Here is a 20,825-nt window from a genome sequence, read left to right as displayed (position 1 = left end):
TGGCGCTATCGGTTACCCAAGGCAGCCGTCCATCAACTAGAGTTACTATAGCAGCTCGGTTACTGTGGAGATTCATCCCCGGCACATTGCCATCGTAAACAGGGAATTGTTATGGCGACCAATAGAATTAACCCCGATCACCGCGATGCAATCGTCATCCTGGCACGGGCAGGTTATGGAGCGCGGGGGATTGTCTATCTTCTGGTTGGCGGGTTGGCTGCTCTGGCTGTGTTGGGGCAGGGCGGACAGACCACCGGCAGCCGTGGTGCCCTGGAGCGCATCATGTTAGCGCCCTTGGGCGACCTACTGCTCGGAATCATGGTGGTTGGCCTGCTGGGGTTTGGTCTGTGGCGCGCCATCCAGGCAGTCAAGGATGCTGACCACCACGGCACTGCGGCCAAAGGCATCGTGATTCGCTCCGGCCTCTTTGTCAGTGCCATAACCCATACCATGCTCGCAGTTTTCGCTGCCAGCCTGATTTTCACGCTGGGCGGTTCGTCCGGCGGGTCGGAAGGCGGGTCCAAAGATATGGCCACCTGGCTGATAAGCCAGTCGTTCGGTCGATGGCTGCTGGCAGGGGTGGGGATAGCGCTTGCGGGAGTGGGTGTCGCCCACGTGATCAAGGCCGTGAAAACGAAATTTGACCGTCACTTCGATATGCCAAAGCCTGTCCAGTACTGGGCCTATCCGGTGTGCCGCTTTGGCCTGATAATCCGGGGGTTGGTATTCGTGCTTGTCGGAAGCTTTTTCATCATGGCGGCCTACCAGCTGGACCCCGATGAAGCCGGCGGGATTGCCGAAGTGTTCAGCACGCTGCGGAACCAGGCATTCGGTCAGTTTCTGTTGGCTCTGGTCGCCTTGGGTTTGTTTGCTTTTGGCATCTACAGCATGCTGGAGGCGGTATACCGCCGCATCAATCCATAGGACGGAGCGCCCGGCATCATGAGCTTCAAATCCAGGCGAGCACAACGATGGTTTCAGCGCATTAACGGCTCCCGCCACATGATGTGGCTGCTGGCGGTGGTGTCCTTCCTGGAAACCATTATCGTGCCGATACCGATCGAAGTGGTGCTCATTCCTCTTATGGCGATCAACCGGGATCGCATCTGGCGCCTGGCCGCCGCCACCACACTTGGCTGCCTGGCAGCGGCATTGGTGGGCTATGGGGTGGGCATGGCACTGTACCAGTCCGTAGGCACCTGGTTCATCGAGAGTATGGGAATGCAAAGCGGTTACCAGTCGTTCCAGTCATTCTTCGACCAGTACGGATTTGTGGCCATACTCGCCATAGGGATCGTGCCCATTCCCTTCCAGATCGCCATGATCACGGCCGGCGTTTCCGGCTACCCGATCTACCTGTTTGTGCTGGCAGCTCTGATAGCCCGCGGTATCCGGTATTACGGCCTGGCATGGTTGATCCTGCGCTTCGGCCGTCGGGCTGAATATCTCTGGCGTCGCCATGCGGTAACAGCCAGCCTTGCCGCTGCAGGGGGGCTGGTTGCCATCTCACTGGGGATGCAGGCGCTGGCGAACCGAATAATGTAGGAAAGCGATTTTTTTGCCCGGTTATGGTTGAATGGGAGCAAGGAGCAACAATCATGACTGAGGATGTGCTTTCCGGGTTACTTCGCCGCATTCGCCTGCGTGGCGCGCTTTTTTTCAATGTCGAGTGTGTCGGGTCCTGGGTGACCGAAGCACCAGCTTCCGTGTTGATTTCCAGTGCGGTGATGCCGGCCTCGGAACACATGATGGAATATCATATTGTACTGGGCGGAACCTGTTGGGCCGGCATAACCGGGGAGCCACAGTTCCAGATGAGTGCGGGCGATGTCATCCTCTTTCCCCACGGTGACGCCCACGTGATGTCCAGTGTTCCCGGCTTACGTGCAGAGCCTGATCTCCCATTCCTGATGGCCAACCTGAAGAAGCGGGAAGGCTTACCGTTCATGGTTCGTCAACAGGATGACCGGCACATTCAACCGGCGATACCTTGCCCCGAAACCGCATCAGACCCGCCCAGTGCGACCTTGCTGTGCGGTTTCCTGGGGTGTGACCGTGGCCCTTTCAATCCACTGCTCTCCGCACTGCCAAGAGTCATTCATGCCCGTGCCAGCGAGCTGTCAGTCGACAGCTGGGCAGGCCAGCTTGCCCGGCTCGCAGAAACCGAGTCCCGCAGTGCCAGGCCTGGCGGCGAAGCCGTTCTGGAGCGGATGAGTGAAATGATGTTCGTTGATCTCATCCGGCTCTATCTCAGCACCATGCCAGAAAGCCAGACCGGCTGGCTCGCCGCGCTGCGTGATCGGCATGTAGGCCGGGTGCTCAGCGTGATGCATGGTCAGCCTGCAGAGGCATGGACACTGGAAAAACTCTCCAGTCACGCCGGCCTGTCACGATCCGCGCTACAAGACCGGTTCGTCGAACTGGTGGGGCAGCCTCCCATGCAGTATCTGAGGTGCTGGCGCATGCAGGTTGCCTCCAACCTGCTGGTGGAAAGCAACGCCAAGATGATCACCATCGCCCGCGAGGTGGGGTACGAGTCGGAAGAAGCCTTCAGCCGTACCTTCAAACGTGCCGTCGGACAGCCCCCGGCAATGTGGCGTCGAGAACGGTCCCTTCAACAGGTTCGGTAATTCAGTCATAAACGCCGGACGGATGATCATTCAGCCGGAATACAAACTCTCTCACTATAGAGATGTCCGTTGTGACAGTGTCATACCTTTATTATTGGTGGGAGAAAGTTCATGGAAGCGACTCAAACATTTGATGAAAACAGGCTCAACGCCTTTGTAGGGCAGGTTCTGGGGGATCTTGGTGGCGCTTACAGCGCGGCATTGGTCAAGATTGGCGATCAGCTGGGCCTGTATCGGGAGTTGCAGCAGGGAGGACCTGCAACATCTACCGAACTGGCTGAGCGAACCGGCTTTTCAGAGCGGTATCTGCGCGAATGGCTGGCTCACCACGCGGCCTCGAATTACCTGGAGTATGACCAGGCGACCAAACGCTTCCGGCTACCCCCGGAACAAGCCATGGTGTTTGCGGATGAAGACAGCCCCGTGTACATGATTGGCGGCTTCGAGAATGTCTTCACGACCCTGGAAAACGAGCCCAAGGTACGGGAGGGTTTTCGGACGGGGCAGGGCGTCGCCTGGGGCGACCAGGCCCACTGCATGTTCTGCGCTGTTGCCAAATTCTTCCGCCCGGGCTACATGCACAACCTGGTTCAGAGCTGGCTGCCGGCGCTGGATGGTGTGGTCGAAAAACTGGAGCGCGGCGCGAAGGTAGCGGATCTTGGCTGCGGCCACGGCCATTCCACGCTGTTGATGGCGGCTGCGTTTCCCAACTCGATCTTTGTCGGGTATGACTTCCATGGCGGTTCCATCGATGCAGCAAATGCGCATCGTGATGAGCACGGCCTGGACCCGGGCCGGGTACGCTTTGAACAGGCTACGGCAAGCGATTTCGGAGACGGTGATTTTGATCTGGTAACCTGCTTTGACGCCCTGCACGACATGGGAGACCCTGTCGGGGCGGCCGCGCACGTCCTTGACCAGCTCAAACCGGATGGCACCTGGATGGTGGTTGAACCAATGGCCGCCGATGAGCTCAGCGACAATTTCAATCCGGTAGGACGGTTGTTCTACGCCGCCTCAACCAGTATCTGCGTGCCGACGGCACTGGCGCAGAATACCGGCTTCGCGCTTGGAGCCCAGGCTGGAGAGCGCAAGCTCACCGAAGTTATCAGAGATGGTGGTTTCAGTACCGTACGCAGGGCGGCGGAAACGCCGTTCAATATCGTGCTGGAAGCGCGTCGCTGACGTTAGTGATAATGGTTCCGGGGGCAGTCGCCTCCGGAACCATTGCCTCTTCCAAAGCAAAGCGTTGCGGAATCTTTTGCAGAACGTGAAGCCCCATACTCCTTCAGAAAGTTGCCTCCGCCGGTGCTCATAAATATACTCATTGTGTTTTTTTGCTGTATTTACCCTGACATCGTTTTTCGAAACCATGTTGTGCCGGCTACGCAGGCCCAGGATGCAGACGAGTATGGACTACGTTCGCATCGGTCAGCCTATCACGGAGGAGGCCCCTCGCTATGAAGCTGGCCCAGTTTATCCAGACGGAAATGGAGCAACTTCTCAAAGATTGGGAAGAGGCTGCGGTGGAAATTGCACCGGAATTGAGGGGCGAGGACAGCCGCGCCCTCGAAGATCACGCCCGTGAAATGCTGGAGTTCGTAACTAAAGATCTCCAGACTCCGCAGACCGATCGAGAGTCGGCGCGTATCGCGGAAAACACCGCCAGTTCCCCGGTTTCGATAGCTGCTAGAAAGCATGGTTCAGAGCGCCATAATCAAGGGCTCTCCATGCTTCAGATGATACAGGAGTTGCGGGCTCTGCGGGTGCGCGTTATGCAGGACTGGCGTGACGCGGAGCAGGGCCTCACTGCCAACGACATTGGCGAATTGTTGCGTTTCATCGAGGCTATCGATCAGTTGATCTCCGACTCGGTGGCAAGCTACTCCGTCCGTAAAGAACAGGAAACACGCCTGTTTGATGCCATGCTGAAAGTTTCCCCCGATCCCTCTGCCATATTCGATCCCAATGCAAGAGTTCTTTTTCTCAACGTTCCGATGGCTGATGTGGCCGGCATGCCAATCCATGATGCTATTGGCAAAACTCCGCTTGAACTGGGCTTGGGCTTTGCACCAGACCTGCACGATGCTATTGCCGAAACTGTTGTTACTGGCCAGTTCCAGCGCAGGGAGTTCCACTGCACAATACCGTCCGGGGCAGACAGATACTTTGACTGCCAGCTTGTTCCAGTGTTTAACGATCAGTACGAAGTAGAAGCCGTCGCCAAGACCTCACGGGACATCACGGAACGCAAACAGGCCGAACACCAGGTCTGGACCAGCGCAAATTATGATTCGCTTACCGGTGTGCCTAACCGGCGGTTGTTCCTTGACCGGCTTGAGCAGAACCTGCTCGAAGCCGAACGAAGGGGCACCTCTTTTTCGCTGCTTTTCATCGACCTGGATCGGTTCAAACAAGCTAACGACCAGCTTGGCCACAGGGGCGGTGACCAGCTTCTTGCGAAGGTGGCTGAACGAATAAACAGCAACGTCCGTGCAATGGACACCGTGGCGCGGCTGGGCGGAGACGAATTCACCCTGGTCCTGAAAGAGACGGACAGGGACGGTGCGATACATACAGCCAAGAGTCTTCTTGCCAGTCTCGAAGGAGTATTTGACGTTGATTCCCATCGGGTACACATATCCGGCAGTATTGGCCTGACAGTTTTCCCCGATGACGGCAGAGATATCGACCAGCTCATGCATAATGCCGATCAGGCCATGTACGCTGCAAAAGAGCAGGGAGGGCACCAGGTGCAGGTCTACGAATCCTGGATGGCGCATAGCGAGTCAGAGCATATGCGGTTAAACAGGGAGCTGGACGCTGCGCTCAGCGAAAATCAGCTGCAGGTTTACTACCAGCCTATAATTGATATCCGTACCGGGGCGATAGCCGGAGCAGAAGCTTTGCTCCGATGGAATCATCCTTACAAGGGCCTGTTGCCTCCTTCTGCCTTTCTCAGCGTTAGTGAACAAAGTGGCATGACGGACAGCATCAACAGCTACGTACTGGCGCAGGCGGTTAACTGTTCACTCCGGTGGCGCCATCTGAATGGCGAGCCCTTTCCGGTCAATATCAACGAATCACCAGCCTCCTTTTTCACCCGAAGTCTTGTGGACCAGTGGCAAGAACGGTTGACGCAAGCTGACCTCAATGAGAGCCGGATCATCATGGAACTGACCCCGGCCTCCCTCTCCAATATTCGTGCCTCCGGTTTCGACCTGGTCAAAAGCTTCAGTCTGGCCGGGTTGAGACTGGATTTGGCAATCGACGATTTTGGAATGGAACCGTTCTCACTGAGGGCTCTTCAAGAATTCAGGATGGACAGTGTCAAAGTAGGCCGAGAGTTAATCAATAATGCCGGCAAGGGTGGGGATGCTGACCGTATCCTGAAGGCCATAATCGCTATGGCTCACGCAATAGACATCCGGGTTGTTGGTGTGGGTGTGGAAAAAGACGAGCAATTGGAGTTCCTGTCCCGCGCCGGCTGTGACTATGCCCAGGGCTTTCTGTTTTCCAGGCCGCTGTGCCAGGAAGATTTCGAAGCATTGCTCAGCCAGGAACGTCAGAAAACGCCTTCCTGAATACGGTCTGAGCCACGCCCCTACCTTGTCATTCCAGCGACTACCGGCTAACGGTGTTTTCGCGCATACAACCTTAGAATCCCCCTGACAGTAACATCCAGCTGGCTTCCGGTGGTGTAATCGCCGGGCACCACATAGCTTGCTCTCTCTTCGGAAATCAGCTTCTCGATCTTTTCCTGGGTATGGCGCTCACCCCATTTGTCCCCGTCGAATACCGCGATGCTGCACCCTCCCTGGGTCTTTACCATCTTCATGGCCGGAATGTCAGTGTCTCCGTCGCCAAAGTAGATGACCCGGTCAAACGGAAAAGGGCGCTCATGGGGCTCGGTGTATTCGTTTATTTTGACGTTATCCCAGCTGTTCTCAATACCCTTGTTGATACGAAACAGATACTGGGTTTTGGTGGTGTAATCAATGGCAACGGCGGGCCACTTGGCGAAGCCGGTTTTGTCGTCGTAGTGGTAGCGGCAACCGAATATCTTCTTGAAATGCTTCGCCACCTTCGTGCCGTGAATCATCTCCTCCAGGCCGCTTGAAACCACATAATGGTTCAGTGCGATTCCATGGTCACTGGCAAAGCGGTTGATTGCGTCAAACCAGTTTTCTACACCGGGGAACAGCGGTATGGACTCCCCATGCATCCGCAGCCTTTCAGGGGTCAGCTCAGCCTGTTTGTTGACATCGCGGGCCCTCAGGGCCAATTCTCCCAGGTAGGTGAGAATCTCGTCGCCATCCCGTTCAAGGTTCTTTCGGCGGACCTCTGGCCAGAAGTCCTCCTTGTCACTTAATCCCAGCGTCGGCATCAGCCCGTGTTCGGCGCAATTGCCTTTTGCGAGCGTACCATCGAAGTCATAGACCAAAGCGCATTGCATTGTTTGTCCGCCTTCGTTGCAGCAATTTCTGCCTGAATTGTTATCGAGTCGGGTACCGTCAAGATAGCGGCATAGGAGGGAGTCTGTAAAAATAAATCTGCCTAACGGGCAGCTGCGCTTCACAGAGCTTGACCAGACCCAGGGGGAGCTATAAGATTCATGTGAAATGTATTTTAAATCTCCGCCATAGAGGAACTCCCATGTCATTGTCATTTCTGAACATCGTTAAAAAAGAGGAAACAGAAACCGGGTCGGCAGCAGCGCAAAGTGCCGAGGCAAACGAACAGGTCGAGGCCAGCCAGGAGGAAGCCCTGAACAAAGGCGAGCATGGTAAGGATTTCTGCTGCGGCTCCTGCTCCTAACCACGCCGGGCGTCTGCCAGACACCTTACAAAAGGGCCCCGGCCAATCGGGCGGGGGGCCACGGCGCCTTTTCAGATCTTTCTAACGCTTCCCATAGCGACGGCCGAAGTATTTCGCAATCGGTGCGGCGGTCATACCATGCACAACCAGGGAGGCCGCCATCAGCAGACTGGCGCCCACCCAGACCGTCTCATTGCCGGTTTCTCGGTATACCAGCATGGAATAGAAAACTGCTGCCACCCCAATTGGCCCGAACCAGCCAGCCAGGAAAGCTACCGGCAGGTCCCGCCATGGTCGCACGGCAGGGCGCAGGAGCAGTATCACCGGCAGGCGTCGCAACACCAGTATCGCTAGCGCCAGCCCGAGCCCGGCCCAGCCCAAACTCAGCCAGTCAGACCAGGGGATCATCAGCCCCACCAGCATGAAAACTGGCAGAGTGAGGAACATATTTACCGCCTCCTGAATTTCGCTCTCCTCGCTACGGTCTTTGCCTCCTACCTGTTGATCAAAGGCGATGCCGGTAACAAATACCGCCAGAATGCTATCCGTTCCCAGGAGTTTGGCGCCACCCAGGGCCAGCAATGTCAGCGCCAGGGTGGTCACCAGGAAGGAGGGTTGGTCGATCAGATCGCGGGCCTCCGCCGCGCGCAGAGCCTTACCGGCCAGGTAGCCGAGCATGGAGCCGATCGCAACGCCCCCCAATACTTGCCAGCCGAGAACGTGGACAAGCCATTCCTGTAGCGCGGTGTCCGAACTTTTGATCAGCAGAATCGGCAACATGACAAGGGGCAGAGCCAGTCCGTCATTAAGCGCTGCCTCTGCGGACAGGGTATGGCGGAAACGGCCAGGCAGGTTTTCGTTTGCCACCCCACCTGTGACAATCGAACTGGAGACGACGGGGTCGGTAGGACACACTGAAGCTCCCAGCATAAGCGCAGTCATTAGCGCCACGTCGAGAAACCCCAGTGCCAATCCGCTGCTTATTATCCACATCAGGGGCATTCCGAGCACCAGAATAGCCGTCAGAGCGCGAACACGGTCGAATACGAATCTTGGCGGCAGACGCAGGGCGATGCCCATCAGGCTGACCCCCAGGCTTACCCGGGCAACTTCCTCCAGAATTTTCATCTCATGCCCCCAACTGGCAGGGTGCAGCCAGCCCAATACCGGGCCTGCCAGTACCCCCAGCAGAAAGGCGAGCAACGGCAGCGACAGGATACTTCGGTTCAAGGGGCGGGAAACCAGCCCGGTAATCAGGACCGTCCCACCGATCAGCGCCAGGGCGATGTTCAGTTCGCTCACGCTTTACGCCTCCTTGCGGTTTGGAGTTCGGAAAAGACCAATAGTGCTCTGTTAGTTTGACCCCCAATTTCCGGACTTCAAGGGCTGCCATTGATGTGGATGTATTGAATCGCGCTCGGCTCGTCAGGCGGACGGTGCAATGGCAGCGTTATCGAGCCGCCAGCCCGGGCCTGGTCTCCCCAGCCTTTCCCGCGACTGAAGTAAGCCCCGGTAAAGCCCTGCAGCACCAGGCCCAGTGTCTCGTCAGCGGCCAAGGGGTACACCACACCCGCCATGGCAGTGTGCTGAACTGCGGGAACGCGTACGGGGGTGAATTGCTCATGAATCACCTCAATGACGGGTGACCCGGGCCGGCGCACGCCAAGGCCCGCGAACAAGACGCCTTCTTCCCCGCCGGGTTGAGCAGAGGTTACAAGCTGAAGGTGAGGAACCCCGGCCAGAAAATCCCCTTCCCGGGCCCGGTAAAGGGGAATAAATGCCGGCCTCAGCACTCCTCCGGTCACTGGCTGCTCTGCCGCTGGGGGCACGCTGGTTGCGGGGGTGAACCAGCCTTTCAACCAGTCCCATGGTTGCAGCAGTAGCTCCAGCCTTCCGCTAGACCCAAGTTTTACCGGGGTTTCAGGCACTCTGAAATTCCGACCGCCGTGTTCCAGAATCAAGTCAGCCGAAGGCATTGGTTCGCCGAAGCCAAAGGTCAGGCAGTGCCGGGGGCGCGAGGCCGTTATGCCTTTGAGTTTCTCGTCCCAGAACGCCAGCACCATCGCAATGGCCGTGGTCTCGTAGGGGCCGCATCGGACGTCCGCCTGGGTGTTGAAGAGTGGCATTCCTGAAAATGTCTGTAAGGGCCAGGGCATAATGTGGCCGTCCTGGATCGCCACAAGATACGCATCCTGTCCGGCCTCGCGGGCACAGTTCCAGTTGGCCAGACCGTGGTTCAGGGGAAACAGCACATCACGCAGGCCCTGGATGAACAGCGCATCTGCCTGAATGCCCTGGCCGGTGGTGCAATACTCAGCGGGGCTACGCCGGTTCAGGTCCAGGGTGGTTGCGCTATCGATATGACCGGAGAGGGCGGCCTGGTAACTGGTTTCGTTGATCAGATCAAAATCAAAGCCGCTACCGAGGGTGCCCAGCCAGTCCAGGGCGAAGGGCCAGAAGCTCTGGACGACATTATTTGGCGCCAGGGCCTCCTGCAGACTATACCAGGTGGCGATGGGCACAATGGCGTCAAGGCGTGGGTCCTGCATGCTGGCGAGAATCTGAACAGCACCACCGTAGCTTTCACCGATGGCGCCCAGGTAGGGGTCGCCATCAGGCGCACGGCGAACCCGGGGGAGGTGCTCATCGGCCCAGTCAAGGACGGTGATGAAGTCCCGTACCTCGTAGTCCGGGTCCATCAACTGCACCTTGCCTTCACTGTCTCCAAAGCCCCTTTGGTCGTAGGAAATCACCCAGTAACCCGAGTCCCACGCCGCCATTGCAGCTTGCCCGGAGAGCACCAGTTGGCCATAGATGGAGAAGCGGCGGGGCGCGCGGAAGGCACCGAAACCATGGGTATGGATAATGACGGGTGCTGCGACACCGGGCTCCAGGGCGGGCTGAAACACGGTGGCCCTGAGAACGGTCCCGTCATGGGCCACAATGTCCGTATGATACGAGGTTTGCGACAGGACCGTGGCGGAGCCGGTATCCTTGTAACGTTCGAGAGGGTCAATGCTTGCGCAGCCGGACACCAGCGCAAAAACAAGCAGTAACCAGATTCTGAGAGATGTCATAACACCACACTGTTTGTAATCCACACACTCTGACTCAAAGGGACATCAGAATGAAAGCAGCCGGCCTTCTTTTTGTTTTGTTCGCTATTTACGGATGCTCCGCAAAACCTTATGCCGTTGAGCCGGATGTTGACGCTGCCAGTCCCCGTGCCAGCAACGTGTTCGTGGTGAGCCACGGCTGGCATGTGGGAATTGCGATAGCCGCAGAAGAACTGAACGCGGTAATCCCGGAGCTTGAGGGGCGCTTTGCCGGGGCTGAGTATTACGAAATAGGTTGGGGTGATGAGGGATTCTATCAGGCACATGAGATTACAACAGCGGTGACTCTTCGGGCTATCGTCTGGTCGCGTGGAGCCGTTGTGCACGTAGTCGCGCTGCCGGCTTCCCCGGCTGAATACTTCCCCGTGAGCAGGGTGGTCCGCACGTGCCTCAGTGCTGAAGAAGCCGAATCCCTGGCGCAATACCTGTCCAGCAGCTTTACCCGTGACGGCGCCGGAAACCTGTTGGAACTCAAGCGCGGCCTCTACGGCAACAGTCAGTTCTATGAGGGCGAAGGCCGGTACCATTTGCTCAATACCAGCAACAAATGGGCCGCGAAAGCGTTAAAGAGTGCGGGAATGGATATATCGCCGACGTTCAAACTGACCGCCGATAGCGTCATGGCTTTTGTCGCGGATAATCGAAAAGCCTGCACCCGTTAAAGTGCCCCAGGCGTTCTTCAACGAAACTAACCTATAAGGGGCCCGGCCAGGCGCTCTTTCTGGGCCCGGACCGTCTCTGTCAGAAAGTCCATCAAGGCATGAATCCGCACCACGCCCCGCAAGTCCGGGTGCATCAGAAACCACAGGCCGTATTGCAGCTCGGGAATGGGGTCTGTGAGTTGGACAATGTCGGGATCTTCGTCCGCCAGATAACAGGGCATCACGGCCAGTCCCATGCCGGAGCGGACGGCACTGAGGATGCTGACCAGCGTATCCACCCGGTAGACACAGGCCTCTTTCAGAGTGTAGCTGCTCATCCACTGGTCTACGGCGGAGTCCTGCAGGCGCGGCCCGGCACCAATCCAGGGCTGACTGCCCAAGGTTTCGATGGGTGAACCCGGAGTCAGGCCGAGGCTTCTGTGGGCGTAGACCGCCTGGCCAATGGTTGTCAGCGGGCGGCCGATCAGGTTTTCTGGCGGGCGGTTGGACGGGCGAATGGCTACGTCCGCCTCTCTGCGTGTGAGATTGAACAACTGATTGGAAACCGCAACATCCAGCACGATGCCCGGGTACTTGTCCCGGAATTGCGTGAACAGCGGCGCCAGCAGTCCCATCAGCAGCGAGTCCGTGGTGGTGGTCCAGATTTCTCCACTGGGCTGCAGGTCACGGCCGGCGACTTTACGTTCGGCAGCCAGGGCAGCCTCATCCATAACTCTGCTGGTGTCGGCAAGTTCTTCTCCCGCGAGAGTTGGCCGGTACCCGGTTCGGCTTCGCTCAAAGAGAATCACCCCCAGGCGTTGTTCAATATCACCCAGCCGCCGGAAAACCGTGGCATGGCTTACCCCCAGTGCCCGGGAGGCGCCGGAGAGCGAGCCGGCAGTCGCGATTGCGAGCACGGTTTCAAAGTCACTCCACGCCAGATGACTGCGGACCTTCTGAGGGGCAACAGAGGAGTGGTCGGGTTGTTTTCCTGTCCGTTTTTGCAAAGTCTGTACTCGATTTTTAGGAATAGTTTGCAGTTTAGAACAATATTAGCATGTACCTGAACCTACAGATAACCAGCGTGCTCCACTACCAGATGCGGGGCAAGGGAGGTCAGAGACATGTTGATTTCAGAAGAAATAAAGTACTTTCATGGTGGCAATCCGTTAGCTCTTCGCGATAATGATGACGTATCCGCCCCGAAAACCGAAGACTCGTTCGAGGGAAGCATACCGACCAGATACCGGTCCGGAATGGGCGGGGTTAACCTTGAACAGGTAAAGCGGGACCAGCGCCAGGCGCGACGAGACGTGGTCCGGGCTATCATTTACCGTGTGAGCACCTTCATCACTCGATGACGACAGGGCAAACCGACGAAAAATGAATATGAGTACCAGGGAGGGTAACCTGAAACAGAACAGAGCAAAGCCGGCCAACCTAACTGCTTCCAAAGAGGGTTTGATGTCCGTTAAGAGCCGCTTGCACCGCTACATGCGATCTTTTCGCCGTGGCATCCACATTCTGGCGGCGCCTGTGAAGGGCGACAATGGTCGCGGCGGACTGTTTATACAGGCCTATCGGGGTTATGGCTCACGCAACCGGGTTTTCCTGATCGGAAGGGTATTCCGGCAGCCGCACTTCGGCGCCTCCTGGCGAGAGGATCGACTGCGGCGGGACCTCATTGACCTGACCCGCAGGCTGCTTCGTAAGCCTATCGTCGGAGCCCGCATCCGGATACGGTATAAGGATACCAACTCGTTTGTTCATACCGACCGGGAGGGTTACTTTCGGGTCGATATGGAACTGGGCACCATGCCATCGGATGTTTCCTGGCATGAGATGGAACTGTCGTTGGACAAACCGGTCGATGAGCGCGCAACGACTACGGGCGAGTTCTTCACCCCTCTGCCCAGCGCCCGTTATGGCGTCATCAGCGATATAGACGATACCGTGGTCTACACCGGGGTGGCCAATACGTTCATGATGATGTGTCGCCTGTTTGCCCAGGGAGCTGAAAGCCGGGTGGTCTTCCCGGGCGTGCCGGCCCTGTATCAGGCGTTCCATGCCGGCCGCGTTGATGACGAGGAAAACCCGCTGTTCTATGTTTCCCGGGCACCCTGGAGCATTTATCAGGTGCTGGTGGAGGTCTTTCGCCGCAACCGGTTGCCCCGTAAGCCGATCCTGATCCTGCGGGAGTGGGGAATGAAGCGGGGCAGCCTGTTGCCGCGGATGGCCAGGGCCCACAAGCAGGACGCGATCCGACACATCCTTGAGATATACCCGGACATGCGGTTCGTTCTGGTAGGTGATTCCGGGCAGCGTGATCCGGAGATCTACAGCCACATTCTGCGGGAGTATCCCGGCCGTGTGTTGGGTATCTACATCCGCGACGTCAGCAACACAACCGAACGCTCGGAAGCCATCGACAGGCTCGCCCGGGAGGCCCGTGAAGCCGGCTGTGACCTCATACTGGCGGCAGACAACGTTGCCATGGCGGAGCACGCGGCCAGGGAGGGACTTATCGCTGAGCGCGCTGTGAATGCGGTGCGTGAAGAACAGAGCGAGGCGGAACGCAAGGAGAACTGATCATCGCTATTTCACCACGATCTCATTGGTGACACTGTTCAGTTCGCTGTTCTTCCGCACCAGATCCTCGGCCCGCTGTCGTTGAGCGGTTGTTTCCACAAAGCCTTCCAGCAGGATCTCATCCTCGTGTATTGTGACATCGATGGCAGAACCGGCCAGGTCATCCGCCTCAAGCAGAACAGCCTTCAGCCGCACTGCCTCTGCGGCATCCTGTTCTGCCATACCGGAGCCGTCGATGGTGGCGCAGCCACTAACAAGCATTAACCAGAGCACCAGGTGACGAAAGTCAGCCTTCATTGTCGTCAGCCTCGCCTTTGTTTTCGGGTTTGTTTTCGATGGCGTCGGATGACCGGCTCGCCAGGCCATCGCAGTACGGAAGCTCATCGCCCGTGCCGAGGTCCAGTAGCGGTAAAAGCGCAGCTACCGGGGTGGCCACTGCCGCCAGAGCGGCACCGCTGGCTATCTGCCTGCCCAGTTCCCCGGTTTTCAGTCCGGGCTCGGGACTATTGAATGTGCCCCCGAGGTGCAGCGGCGTGCTTGCTGCCAAAGCACTGACATCCTTTGGGTGAGCAAAAATGGTAATGTCCAGGCGTTCGTTATCGAAGTTTACGGTCCCGGTGCCGGTAAAGCTGGTATCCGTGGTATCGACAGCCAGGGTGTCGATACTGGCGACACCGGCCCGGGTCTTCAGATCCACATAGGCGCAATCGATCGGGATGGTATCCTCTCCACCGAGCCAGGTCAGGAAGGACTCGGCGGCATCCAGCCCCGCCAGTTCGACCATCAGGGCATCCAGCTTGCCTCCGGTCATCAGCATCACCGCGCCACCGTCGGCAGATCCGAACAGATCAGCAAGGGAGGCGCCGGTCAGCCAGAATTTACCCTGGCCCCCGATTGTGCCCGCGCTATCCCTGGCCATTTCCCAGCTTGCAAGCGCCTTGCTGAGATTGACCGCCTGAACCTCCAGTTGCAGCGTACCTTCCGGAGGCTTCTGTCTGGAGTCGATGTTCAGATTGAAGTCCACCTTACCATCACCCACCCCGAAACCCACTGGTTCGAATCGGGCGCGGCCGTCCGCAAGCTCGAGATCGATGACGACTTCGCTCAGGGGGATGTCAGCCGCCCGCACGGATTTGCCCCGATAACTGACTTCGGCGGCTATGTCTTGCCAGGCAGGTGTAACCAGAGGTTGATCTGGCAGCACGAACCGGTCGTCATCACCCCCGTTTGAAACGGCGTTGGCATCCTTTTCAGCAGCTTCCGATTCCACACCCGCCAGTACGCCAAGATCCGCCAGGTCGAGGGAATCAGAGTGTAGTTTTCCGGCCAGGTACGGCGGGCGTGAACTGATATCCAGCGCCAGTTCTCCGCCAAGGTCACTGTCACCGACGTCCCCCTCGATATTGTTGAATGCCCAGCGGTCATCCTTGAAGGATAGCTCGCCGGACAAGGAGTAGGGGGGCAGGGCGGGCAGAGGCAGACCCAATAGACGGCTCAGGCGGCTAGGGTTGGGGCCTTTCACCCTCAGATCTAGATCCAGGCCCTTTAATGCCAACGGTCGCAGAATGCTGCCCTGGACCTGGATAAGGCTATCAACCACATCGCTTGTAAGTTCAAGGGCATAGGGGCGGTCTGGATCCCGGGCCGCTAACAGGGGATCGCCACGGAATCTTAGCGAGAAGGGCAAGCCGTCATACTTACCGTCGCCATCGATATGGAAGCGTTGCCGGTCAGCGTCGAGGCCCCGGGTCTGAAGACTCAACGCCATCGCTGTGTCGTGTTCCGTATCTGTAAACGTCAGCTGCGAGGACTTGAACACGAGGCGTCCGATAAAGGGCAGTATCAGATCTTTTTTCTGATCTACGGCGAGGGTTTCGGTAATACCCACGTGAAGCTGGCCGGAAAGCTTGCCCAGGCGATCCTCGAGTGGCGTGAAAGTGTCCCCGAACAGGCTCAGGGAGATCTCGCTGAATTCAGTATCAATGGTGCCCGAAGCAGGTTGACTGGCGGCATCCATTACCACAGAGCTGCCCCAACTGCCCCCGGCAACATGGAAGTCCAGCGGTTCAATGCGGAGCTTGCCGGCATCCAGGCTCGCGGACAGGTCAAGATTTGTGATTTCCGGTGTCTCCGGCAGCACCAACACGCCGGCCTTCAGGTTCAACTGGCCATCGAATGCACGCAAGGCGGCCAGCGGTGAACCGCCATCGTCCGGCTCAGTCCCGGCGGTCTGTGACGTGTCGCGCGGTGATTTTTCTTCCATAAACTGGGCAAGTTCAATACGGTCTGCCTCAAGGTCGACATTTACGACGGGTCGATCCGCAGTGCGGACGTGGAACTCGCCGCTCAGATTGCTGACCCCGACGTGCCCATCGAGGGATGTGACAGACCAGCGCTCCCCATCACGGGTCAGGCGTCCCGACAATCGATACCCGGGCAGGGCGGGCAGTGGTGCGCCGATCCATGCGGCAAGATCCTGACCACCATCGCCCTGAAGCGCGAGGTTGCCCGCGAAGCTTGTGGGCGTCAGCAGCGCCCCCAGCTGGGTATCCGCCCAGGCGAGCAATTCACCGCTTTGAGCCTGTGCCTGTAACCGATAGTTCTCCACGCTTTCTGCCAGTTCCGCCAGGGGCGCGCCCTCGACGGTCATCTCCAGTGGCTTGCCCTGGAAACTACCGGTTACAGAGAGTACGGGTGTTCGCGTTTCGCCGGCTTGCTCGAGGTTGAGGACCAGGTCGCGGTAGGACGCCCTGGCAACGTCAATGTCGAGGTGCTCAAAAAGCGTTCCCAGGTGCAGGGAGGGAGTTCGTTGCATTTGGTTGAGGCCGAGTTCAATTTCGGCGTCCAGGGTACTCAGGGGTTTCTTGTCCGCGCCATGGTCAGCCATCGCAACCTGTTGAACGTCGAGTGCGGCTTTCGCGGCAATGGAGTCGGCGGTACTTACCAGATGAGCCCTGGCCTCACCACGACCTCCCCCCACGTCAAAACTGAGCGTCTCCAGCGTCAGTTTGTGCCGGCCCGGGCGCAGCCTGGCCTCAACATTGTTAAAGGTCTTTGGCTCCACGATAAGCTGATCGACGGCAAAATGGAGATCCCCCCGCAGGTCCGGCAGCACCGGTATGGACACCGTCGGGGGCTTGTCGGATGCCTGGGATTCAGGCAGTGCCGCCAGAATCTCAGTCACGCTGATGGAGGGTGAGTGCAGTTTCCCGGTTACCGACAAGGGGCTTGAGCCAGCGTCCACACTCATGTTGCCGTCGATACGAACATCGCCCGCCCGGGCCTGAATATCAGATAACCCCCACTGGCTATCGGCAAACCCCGGATCTGCAGCGGCCGAGAATTCGACCGGTATCACCAGGCGTTCGCTCCCCGACCAGAGCATGGCTTCGCCGTCCAGGGATATCCTGTCTCGGGCCAGCGTCAATGAGGCAAGCGATAGTACCTGCGGCTGTTCCGTTTCAGATGTGAAGTAACGGACTCTGGCGTCGTGAATATTAAGGTTTTGGACGGCGAGGGGTGGGCCAGAGCTTTCCCCGCCCCCCGAGCCCTCATCCTGCTCCCTGGTGGCAGGCAGAGCCCAGTTGCCCGGTTTTCCCTCGCGGCTTTCGAGGTTGAGGGTGGGTTCCCTTATGGTCACGGATTTCAGTGCCGGTTTGCCCTTGAAGAGTGTGGTGATGGAGGGTTCAAGCTCAACCCCACCAGCGGACAGCATTTCCGGCGTCTGTGCCCAGTCGGCGTTGGCCAGCTTTATAGCGCCCACCTCAAGGCGCGGGCGGGGCAAGAGGCTCAACGATATATCACCGGTGATCTCCAGTTTGCGCCCCGTTATGGCTTCGACACGATCGGTGATCGGGGCCTTGAGAAAATTCCATGACATCAGCTCAACGGTGACAGCTGCGAGGATTAGCAGTGCGAAGAGAGCAGCCAGCGTCCGCAGAACTCTGGATCGAGGTTTTGAGGGCGCGCGGTTAGTCGTATCCATGACTGACTCGGGCTCGAAGGATGGGCGAAAATCCGGATCGGATTGCGATTATCCTTCGTTCAATATAGTCGAAATTTGTTGGGGCTGTACGTTGTCAGAAAACCACTCAAGGCCCTTATGCGTTCAGCATCCCCGGAGGGCGGCTGCCGTTGTGTAACAGTGCGCTGAACTTCTCCATCGGCAGGGGCGTGGAAAAGTAATGGCCCTGAGCGAAGTCGCAACCGGCCTCTTTCAGCCACTTCTTCTGTTCCGCGGTTTCCACACCCTTTGCAATTACCTGAATGCCCAGCTTGTGGGCCATCGCGATAATGGACTCGGCGATGGTCTGGCCTCCCAACTCGGGGTTGTCGTTCTGCACGAAGGACGGGTCTAACTTCAGATAACTCACATTAAATCGCTTCAGATACGCCAACGACGAGTGTCCGGAACCAAAATCGTCCAGGGCCAGTTGGACACCGGCTTTCTGGAGCTCAGAGAAACGATCTCCAAGATTTTTCATGCTCTGCAGGAATACACTTTCCGGCATCTCGAGTATCACGGTGGCCCCGGTCCGGGCAAGGGCGTCCAGGTCGGCCTCAAGAAATTCGTCCCGGGTGCTGCGTGTGAATTGCATGGGAGACGTATTGATGCCGATCTGAAACGGTAAACCCGTCAACGATGTCCAGCGATCAGTACTCGCGGCTACTGCCTCGAACACCCAGTGCTCCAGAGCGCTCATCAGGCCCGTTTCTTCAGCCAGCCCGAGAAATTTCCCCGGTGTCAGCAGGCCGCGTTCAGGATGTTGCCATCGCAGTAGTGCCTCTGCCTTCACAATGCGGTCGCTGGACAGCTCTACGATAGGCTGATAATACAGCTCCAGCTGCAGCTTTTCCGGGGCCTGGCGAAGTTCGGCGACCAGCTGGTGGCGGGCCTCGCGGGCGTACCCCATGATCTGGTTATAAAAGCAGACCTGGTTGCGCCCGGACTGTTTGGCCAGATACATGGCCTGGTCGGCATTGCCCAATAATTGCTGGCTGGAATGGCCGTCCTCCGGGTACAGGGTAACGCCAATGCTGCCTTGCGCTTTCACCTCATCATCACCAGCATGAAACGGTCGGTCCAGTTCCGCCAGAATATTCCTGGCAATGTCCTTGATATAGGCCAGTTTGCCGGTATCCAGCAACAGAACCGTGAACTCATCACCCCCCATTCTTGCCACTGTATCCGACTGCCGTACGCAGGCACTGATGCGCCTGGCCGCGTGCTTCAGCACTTCGTCGCCGGCATCATGGCCCAATCGGTCGTTGATAACCTTGAAGTTATCCAAATCGATAAACAGCAGGGCAAAAGGGTCGCCAGTGCGTTCGGAATGGGCCACTTGCTGATCCAGCCGGTCTCTGAAAAGGCGACGGTTGGGCACATTTGTCAGCAAATCGTAATTGGCATGGCGCCAGATTTTGGCTTCCGATTGCTTGCGCAGGGTAATGTCATGACCAATGCCGGATACCGCTTCCACCTGCCCCCTGTCATCAATCACCGGTGCATAGACGTACTCGAAGATGCGAGTGCTGCCCTGAGCTGACGGAATCTCCACTTCGCAGCGGCTCGGCTCTTTTTGATGAGCCACCTTTTCCAACTGATTATTGTCATTGTAGTGGGCAGGGAGTGGCATTTCGGCGAAGCGTCTGCCACGCAACTGGTCGGCGGGCAGATCACATAATTCTGCCATGGCCCTGTTGGCATAGAGGAAGGTGCCGTCCAGGTTCAGGATATAGCAGGGGTCCGGGAGTGAGGACAGCATGGTCTCAAACAGCCGGCCCTGCTTCTGTTTTTCGAGAGCGTAGCGGTGAACAGATTGTGCCAGCGCTTTGTCAATTTTGCTATTGAAGCGGTTGAGATCCTCGATGTCCCTCGGCTCAATGGTGTCAAGGGAGTTCAGCCAGAGCTGGGCTACCGTCAGCCGCAGCGCACCGAATTCACTGGCTACGTGGACGATATCAGCGCCCAGATTGTATCGCTCCACGCCGTGAATCCGGGCCGACTCAATACAGTCAGGGTGCTCAGGGTGAAAGTGGGAGGCTCGCTCATGGCCGGTCGCCGGTCGTTCCAGCTCTATCACGATACCCAGCAGGATCTGTTCGACGTGGTCTCTGAGCTCTTCTGGCGACAGGTCGGGGTTGGGCAGGATGGCTTTCGCATCGTAGTCCCAGACCTGAAGGATCTCTTTCATGTGGGTTCGAATGAATTCGGTGAGCTTCATAGCCGTTTATCCTGTGTGGCCAAAACCTTCCTGCTGCTATTACTTAAGTAGGTTATTGCGCACTTGTACACCCGCTGAGCCCGAATTAACAGGAAAACCCGGCTAGTGCGGTCGGGCGAAGACCTGCGTCCAGAATGGGGAATACTGCGAGCCCGGCGCAGCCCCGCCTGGAGGCCGAACAAACGGGCGGCTCGTTTGCCCTGCTTGCTAACGAGGGGGGAGGGTTAACCGGTTTTGACCGCTATGTAGATACGCCAGGGCGTACAACTCGAGCTCTGTCCGTGTGTAGTAAAAGCCTTTATAGATAAGGAGCTGCTCACGACCGGCCAGAGCAATCACCTCGCTATGGTTTATTCCGTGGTGTGCTGAGATGACGCCTTTGTGCGCCAACTCCGAGTGGAGCGCATCCACAGACCTGCCCGCCGAGTAATCGCGGAAAAGTGGATCTGCGAGTTCCTCGAGTTGTTTACTGAGCGGTGTTACGGGCGCGGCTATAGTGCCGTTCTCAGGGGGGAGCTCGTTCAGTAGAAACCGCGTGCAACCGCTGAGGCCGAGCCATGTCGCTGCAGCGCCGAGACCGGCGAGTAAGGTGCGCCTATTCATGAGCATTACCTTCTGAAGCGCTGGCGAGATGCGCGCCCAGGCGCAACGCCATGGCCACAATGGTGTAGATACCATCTGTCCTGACGATCTGCAATGAGCTCACGCAGCCCATTGCGGGTCGTACCGGGTTTGGTGTTTAAGCACACCATAAGCGATCTGAACCAGCTTTCTCATCGCGGCCCCAAGTGCGCTCATCTTTGACTT

The 20,825-nt window shown here is 57.8% G+C and carries 16 protein-coding genes and 1 pseudogene; 9 read left to right on the top strand and 8 right to left on the bottom strand.

Annotation, left to right across the window (positions count from 1 at the left end; genetic code table 11):
• The first annotated feature begins 111 nt into the window (after positions 1-111).
• From ABJM11_RS09165 to ABJM11_RS09145, 5 genes are all read left to right on the top strand, one after another.
• Positions 112-924, top strand: coding sequence for a DUF1206 domain-containing protein (locus ABJM11_RS09165; protein ID WP_348297028.1), 813 nt, complete (start codon positions 112-114; stop codon positions 922-924).
• An 18-nt stretch (positions 925-942) separates the two neighbouring features.
• Positions 943-1,545 carry a VTT domain-containing protein gene (locus ABJM11_RS09160; RefSeq protein WP_348297027.1) on the top strand — a complete coding sequence of 201 codons (603 nt, stop codon included), beginning with the start codon at positions 943-945 and terminating at the stop codon, positions 1,543-1,545.
• A gap of 53 nt (positions 1,546-1,598) precedes the next feature.
• Positions 1,599-2,630, top strand: coding sequence for an AraC family transcriptional regulator (locus ABJM11_RS09155; RefSeq protein ID WP_348297026.1), 1,032 nt, complete (start codon positions 1,599-1,601; stop codon positions 2,628-2,630).
• A 111-nt stretch (positions 2,631-2,741) separates the two neighbouring features.
• Positions 2,742-3,815 carry a class I SAM-dependent methyltransferase gene (locus ABJM11_RS09150; protein WP_348297025.1) on the top strand — a complete coding sequence of 358 codons (1,074 nt, stop codon included), beginning with the start codon at positions 2,742-2,744 and terminating at the stop codon, positions 3,813-3,815.
• Positions 3,816-4,090: 275 nt separating this feature from the next.
• Entirely contained in the window at positions 4,091-6,214 is a 2,124-nt protein-coding gene (locus ABJM11_RS09145; RefSeq protein ID WP_348297024.1) for an EAL domain-containing protein, read from the top strand.
• Between the two features lie 47 nt (positions 6,215-6,261).
• On the opposite strand, the gene ABJM11_RS09140 is transcribed toward ABJM11_RS09145, so the two are convergent.
• Positions 6,262-7,086: an HAD family hydrolase gene (locus ABJM11_RS09140; protein WP_348297023.1), complete on the bottom strand. Its 825-nt coding sequence runs from the start codon at positions 7,084-7,086 to the stop codon at positions 6,262-6,264.
• Positions 7,087-7,286: 200 nt separating this feature from the next.
• Between ABJM11_RS09140 and ABJM11_RS09135 the strand changes: the two genes are divergently transcribed.
• On the top strand, positions 7,287-7,448 hold the full coding sequence (locus tag ABJM11_RS09135) for a CCGSCS motif protein (protein ID WP_348297022.1): 162 nt from the start codon (positions 7,287-7,289) through the stop codon (positions 7,446-7,448).
• Between the two features lie 81 nt (positions 7,449-7,529).
• Here the strand turns inward: ABJM11_RS09135 and ABJM11_RS09130 are convergent, their stop codons facing one another.
• Both ABJM11_RS09130 and ABJM11_RS09125 read right to left on the bottom strand, forming a co-directional pair.
• Positions 7,530-8,750, bottom strand: a complete 1,221-nt coding sequence (locus ABJM11_RS09130; RefSeq protein ID WP_348297021.1) for a cation:proton antiporter — start codon at positions 8,748-8,750, stop codon at positions 7,530-7,532.
• Between the two features lie 77 nt (positions 8,751-8,827).
• Positions 8,828-10,525 (bottom strand): CocE/NonD family hydrolase, encoded by a 1,698-nt coding sequence (locus ABJM11_RS09125; protein ID WP_348297020.1) that lies wholly within the window; start codon positions 10,523-10,525, stop codon positions 8,828-8,830.
• Positions 10,526-10,575: 50 nt separating this feature from the next.
• On the opposite strand from ABJM11_RS09125, the gene ABJM11_RS09120 reads away from it, so the two are divergent.
• A complete protein-coding gene (locus tag ABJM11_RS09120; protein WP_348297019.1) occupies positions 10,576-11,226 on the top strand; it encodes a TIGR02117 family protein in 651 nt (216 codons plus the stop codon).
• Between the two features lie 26 nt (positions 11,227-11,252).
• Here ABJM11_RS09120 and ABJM11_RS09115 read toward each other — a convergent pair whose 3' ends face one another.
• Positions 11,253-12,212: a LysR family transcriptional regulator gene (locus ABJM11_RS09115; protein WP_348297018.1), complete on the bottom strand. Its 960-nt coding sequence runs from the start codon at positions 12,210-12,212 to the stop codon at positions 11,253-11,255.
• Between the two features lie 117 nt (positions 12,213-12,329).
• Here ABJM11_RS09115 and ABJM11_RS09110 point away from each other — a divergent pair, with 117 nt between their 5' ends.
• Together ABJM11_RS09110 and ABJM11_RS09105 are read left to right on the top strand one after the other, a co-directional pair.
• Entirely contained in the window at positions 12,330-12,566 is a 237-nt protein-coding gene (locus tag ABJM11_RS09110) for a hypothetical protein (RefSeq protein ID WP_348297017.1), read from the top strand.
• Between the two features lie 103 nt (positions 12,567-12,669).
• Positions 12,670-13,794 (top strand): phosphatase domain-containing protein, encoded by a 1,125-nt coding sequence (locus tag ABJM11_RS09105; RefSeq protein ID WP_348297016.1) that lies wholly within the window; start codon positions 12,670-12,672, stop codon positions 13,792-13,794.
• A gap of 6 nt (positions 13,795-13,800) precedes the next feature.
• Here the strand turns inward: ABJM11_RS09105 and ABJM11_RS09100 are convergent, their stop codons facing one another.
• The 4 genes and pseudogenes from ABJM11_RS09100 to ABJM11_RS09085 form a co-directional block, all read right to left on the bottom strand.
• Positions 13,801-14,091, bottom strand: coding sequence for a BON domain-containing protein (locus tag ABJM11_RS09100; protein ID WP_348297015.1), 291 nt, complete (start codon positions 14,089-14,091; stop codon positions 13,801-13,803).
• A complete protein-coding gene (locus ABJM11_RS09095) occupies positions 14,081-17,779 on the bottom strand; it encodes an AsmA family protein (RefSeq protein WP_348297014.1) in 3,699 nt (1,232 codons plus the stop codon). Before ABJM11_RS09095 ends, ABJM11_RS09100 begins: the two co-directional genes overlap by 11 nt.
• 115 nt (positions 17,780-17,894) lie before the next feature.
• Entirely contained in the window at positions 17,895-20,018 is a 2,124-nt protein-coding gene (locus ABJM11_RS09090; protein ID WP_348297013.1) for an EAL domain-containing protein, read from the bottom strand.
• 702 nt (positions 20,019-20,720) lie between these two features.
• Positions 20,721-20,825: pseudogene (locus ABJM11_RS09085) on the bottom strand (IS110 family transposase); the annotation flags it as partial.

Origin of the sequence: Marinobacter sp. (assembly GCF_039977835.1) — a bacterium.
Taxonomy (GTDB): Bacteria; Pseudomonadota; Gammaproteobacteria; order Pseudomonadales; family Oleiphilaceae; genus Marinobacter.
The sequence above is the reverse complement of the archived record's forward strand: the minus strand, read 5'-3'. Positions and strand labels throughout refer to the sequence as shown.

Coding starts and splice junctions, on each gene's coding strand:
- ABJM11_RS09165 (WP_348297028.1), top strand. CDS start 112: ATGGCGACCAATAGAATTAACCCCGATCACCGCGATGCAATCGTCATC.
- ABJM11_RS09160 (WP_348297027.1), top strand. CDS start 943: ATGAGCTTCAAATCCAGGCGAGCACAACGATGGTTTCAGCGCATTAAC.
- ABJM11_RS09155 (WP_348297026.1), top strand. CDS start 1,599: ATGACTGAGGATGTGCTTTCCGGGTTACTTCGCCGCATTCGCCTGCGT.
- ABJM11_RS09150 (WP_348297025.1), top strand. CDS start 2,742: ATGGAAGCGACTCAAACATTTGATGAAAACAGGCTCAACGCCTTTGTA.
- ABJM11_RS09145 (WP_348297024.1), top strand. CDS start 4,091: ATGAAGCTGGCCCAGTTTATCCAGACGGAAATGGAGCAACTTCTCAAA.
- ABJM11_RS09140 (WP_348297023.1), bottom strand. CDS start 7,086: ATGCAATGCGCTTTGGTCTATGACTTCGATGGTACGCTCGCAAAAGGC.
- ABJM11_RS09135 (WP_348297022.1), top strand. CDS start 7,287: ATGTCATTGTCATTTCTGAACATCGTTAAAAAAGAGGAAACAGAAACC.
- ABJM11_RS09125 (WP_348297020.1), bottom strand. CDS start 10,525: ATGACATCTCTCAGAATCTGGTTACTGCTTGTTTTTGCGCTGGTGTCC.
- ABJM11_RS09120 (WP_348297019.1), top strand. CDS start 10,576: ATGAAAGCAGCCGGCCTTCTTTTTGTTTTGTTCGCTATTTACGGATGC.
- ABJM11_RS09110 (WP_348297017.1), top strand. CDS start 12,330: ATGTTGATTTCAGAAGAAATAAAGTACTTTCATGGTGGCAATCCGTTA.
- ABJM11_RS09105 (WP_348297016.1), top strand. CDS start 12,670: ATGTCCGTTAAGAGCCGCTTGCACCGCTACATGCGATCTTTTCGCCGT.
- ABJM11_RS09100 (WP_348297015.1), bottom strand. CDS start 14,091: ATGAAGGCTGACTTTCGTCACCTGGTGCTCTGGTTAATGCTTGTTAGT.
- ABJM11_RS09095 (WP_348297014.1), bottom strand. CDS start 17,779: ATGGATACGACTAACCGCGCGCCCTCAAAACCTCGATCCAGAGTTCTG.
- ABJM11_RS09090 (WP_348297013.1), bottom strand. CDS start 20,018: ATGAAGCTCACCGAATTCATTCGAACCCACATGAAAGAGATCCTTCAG.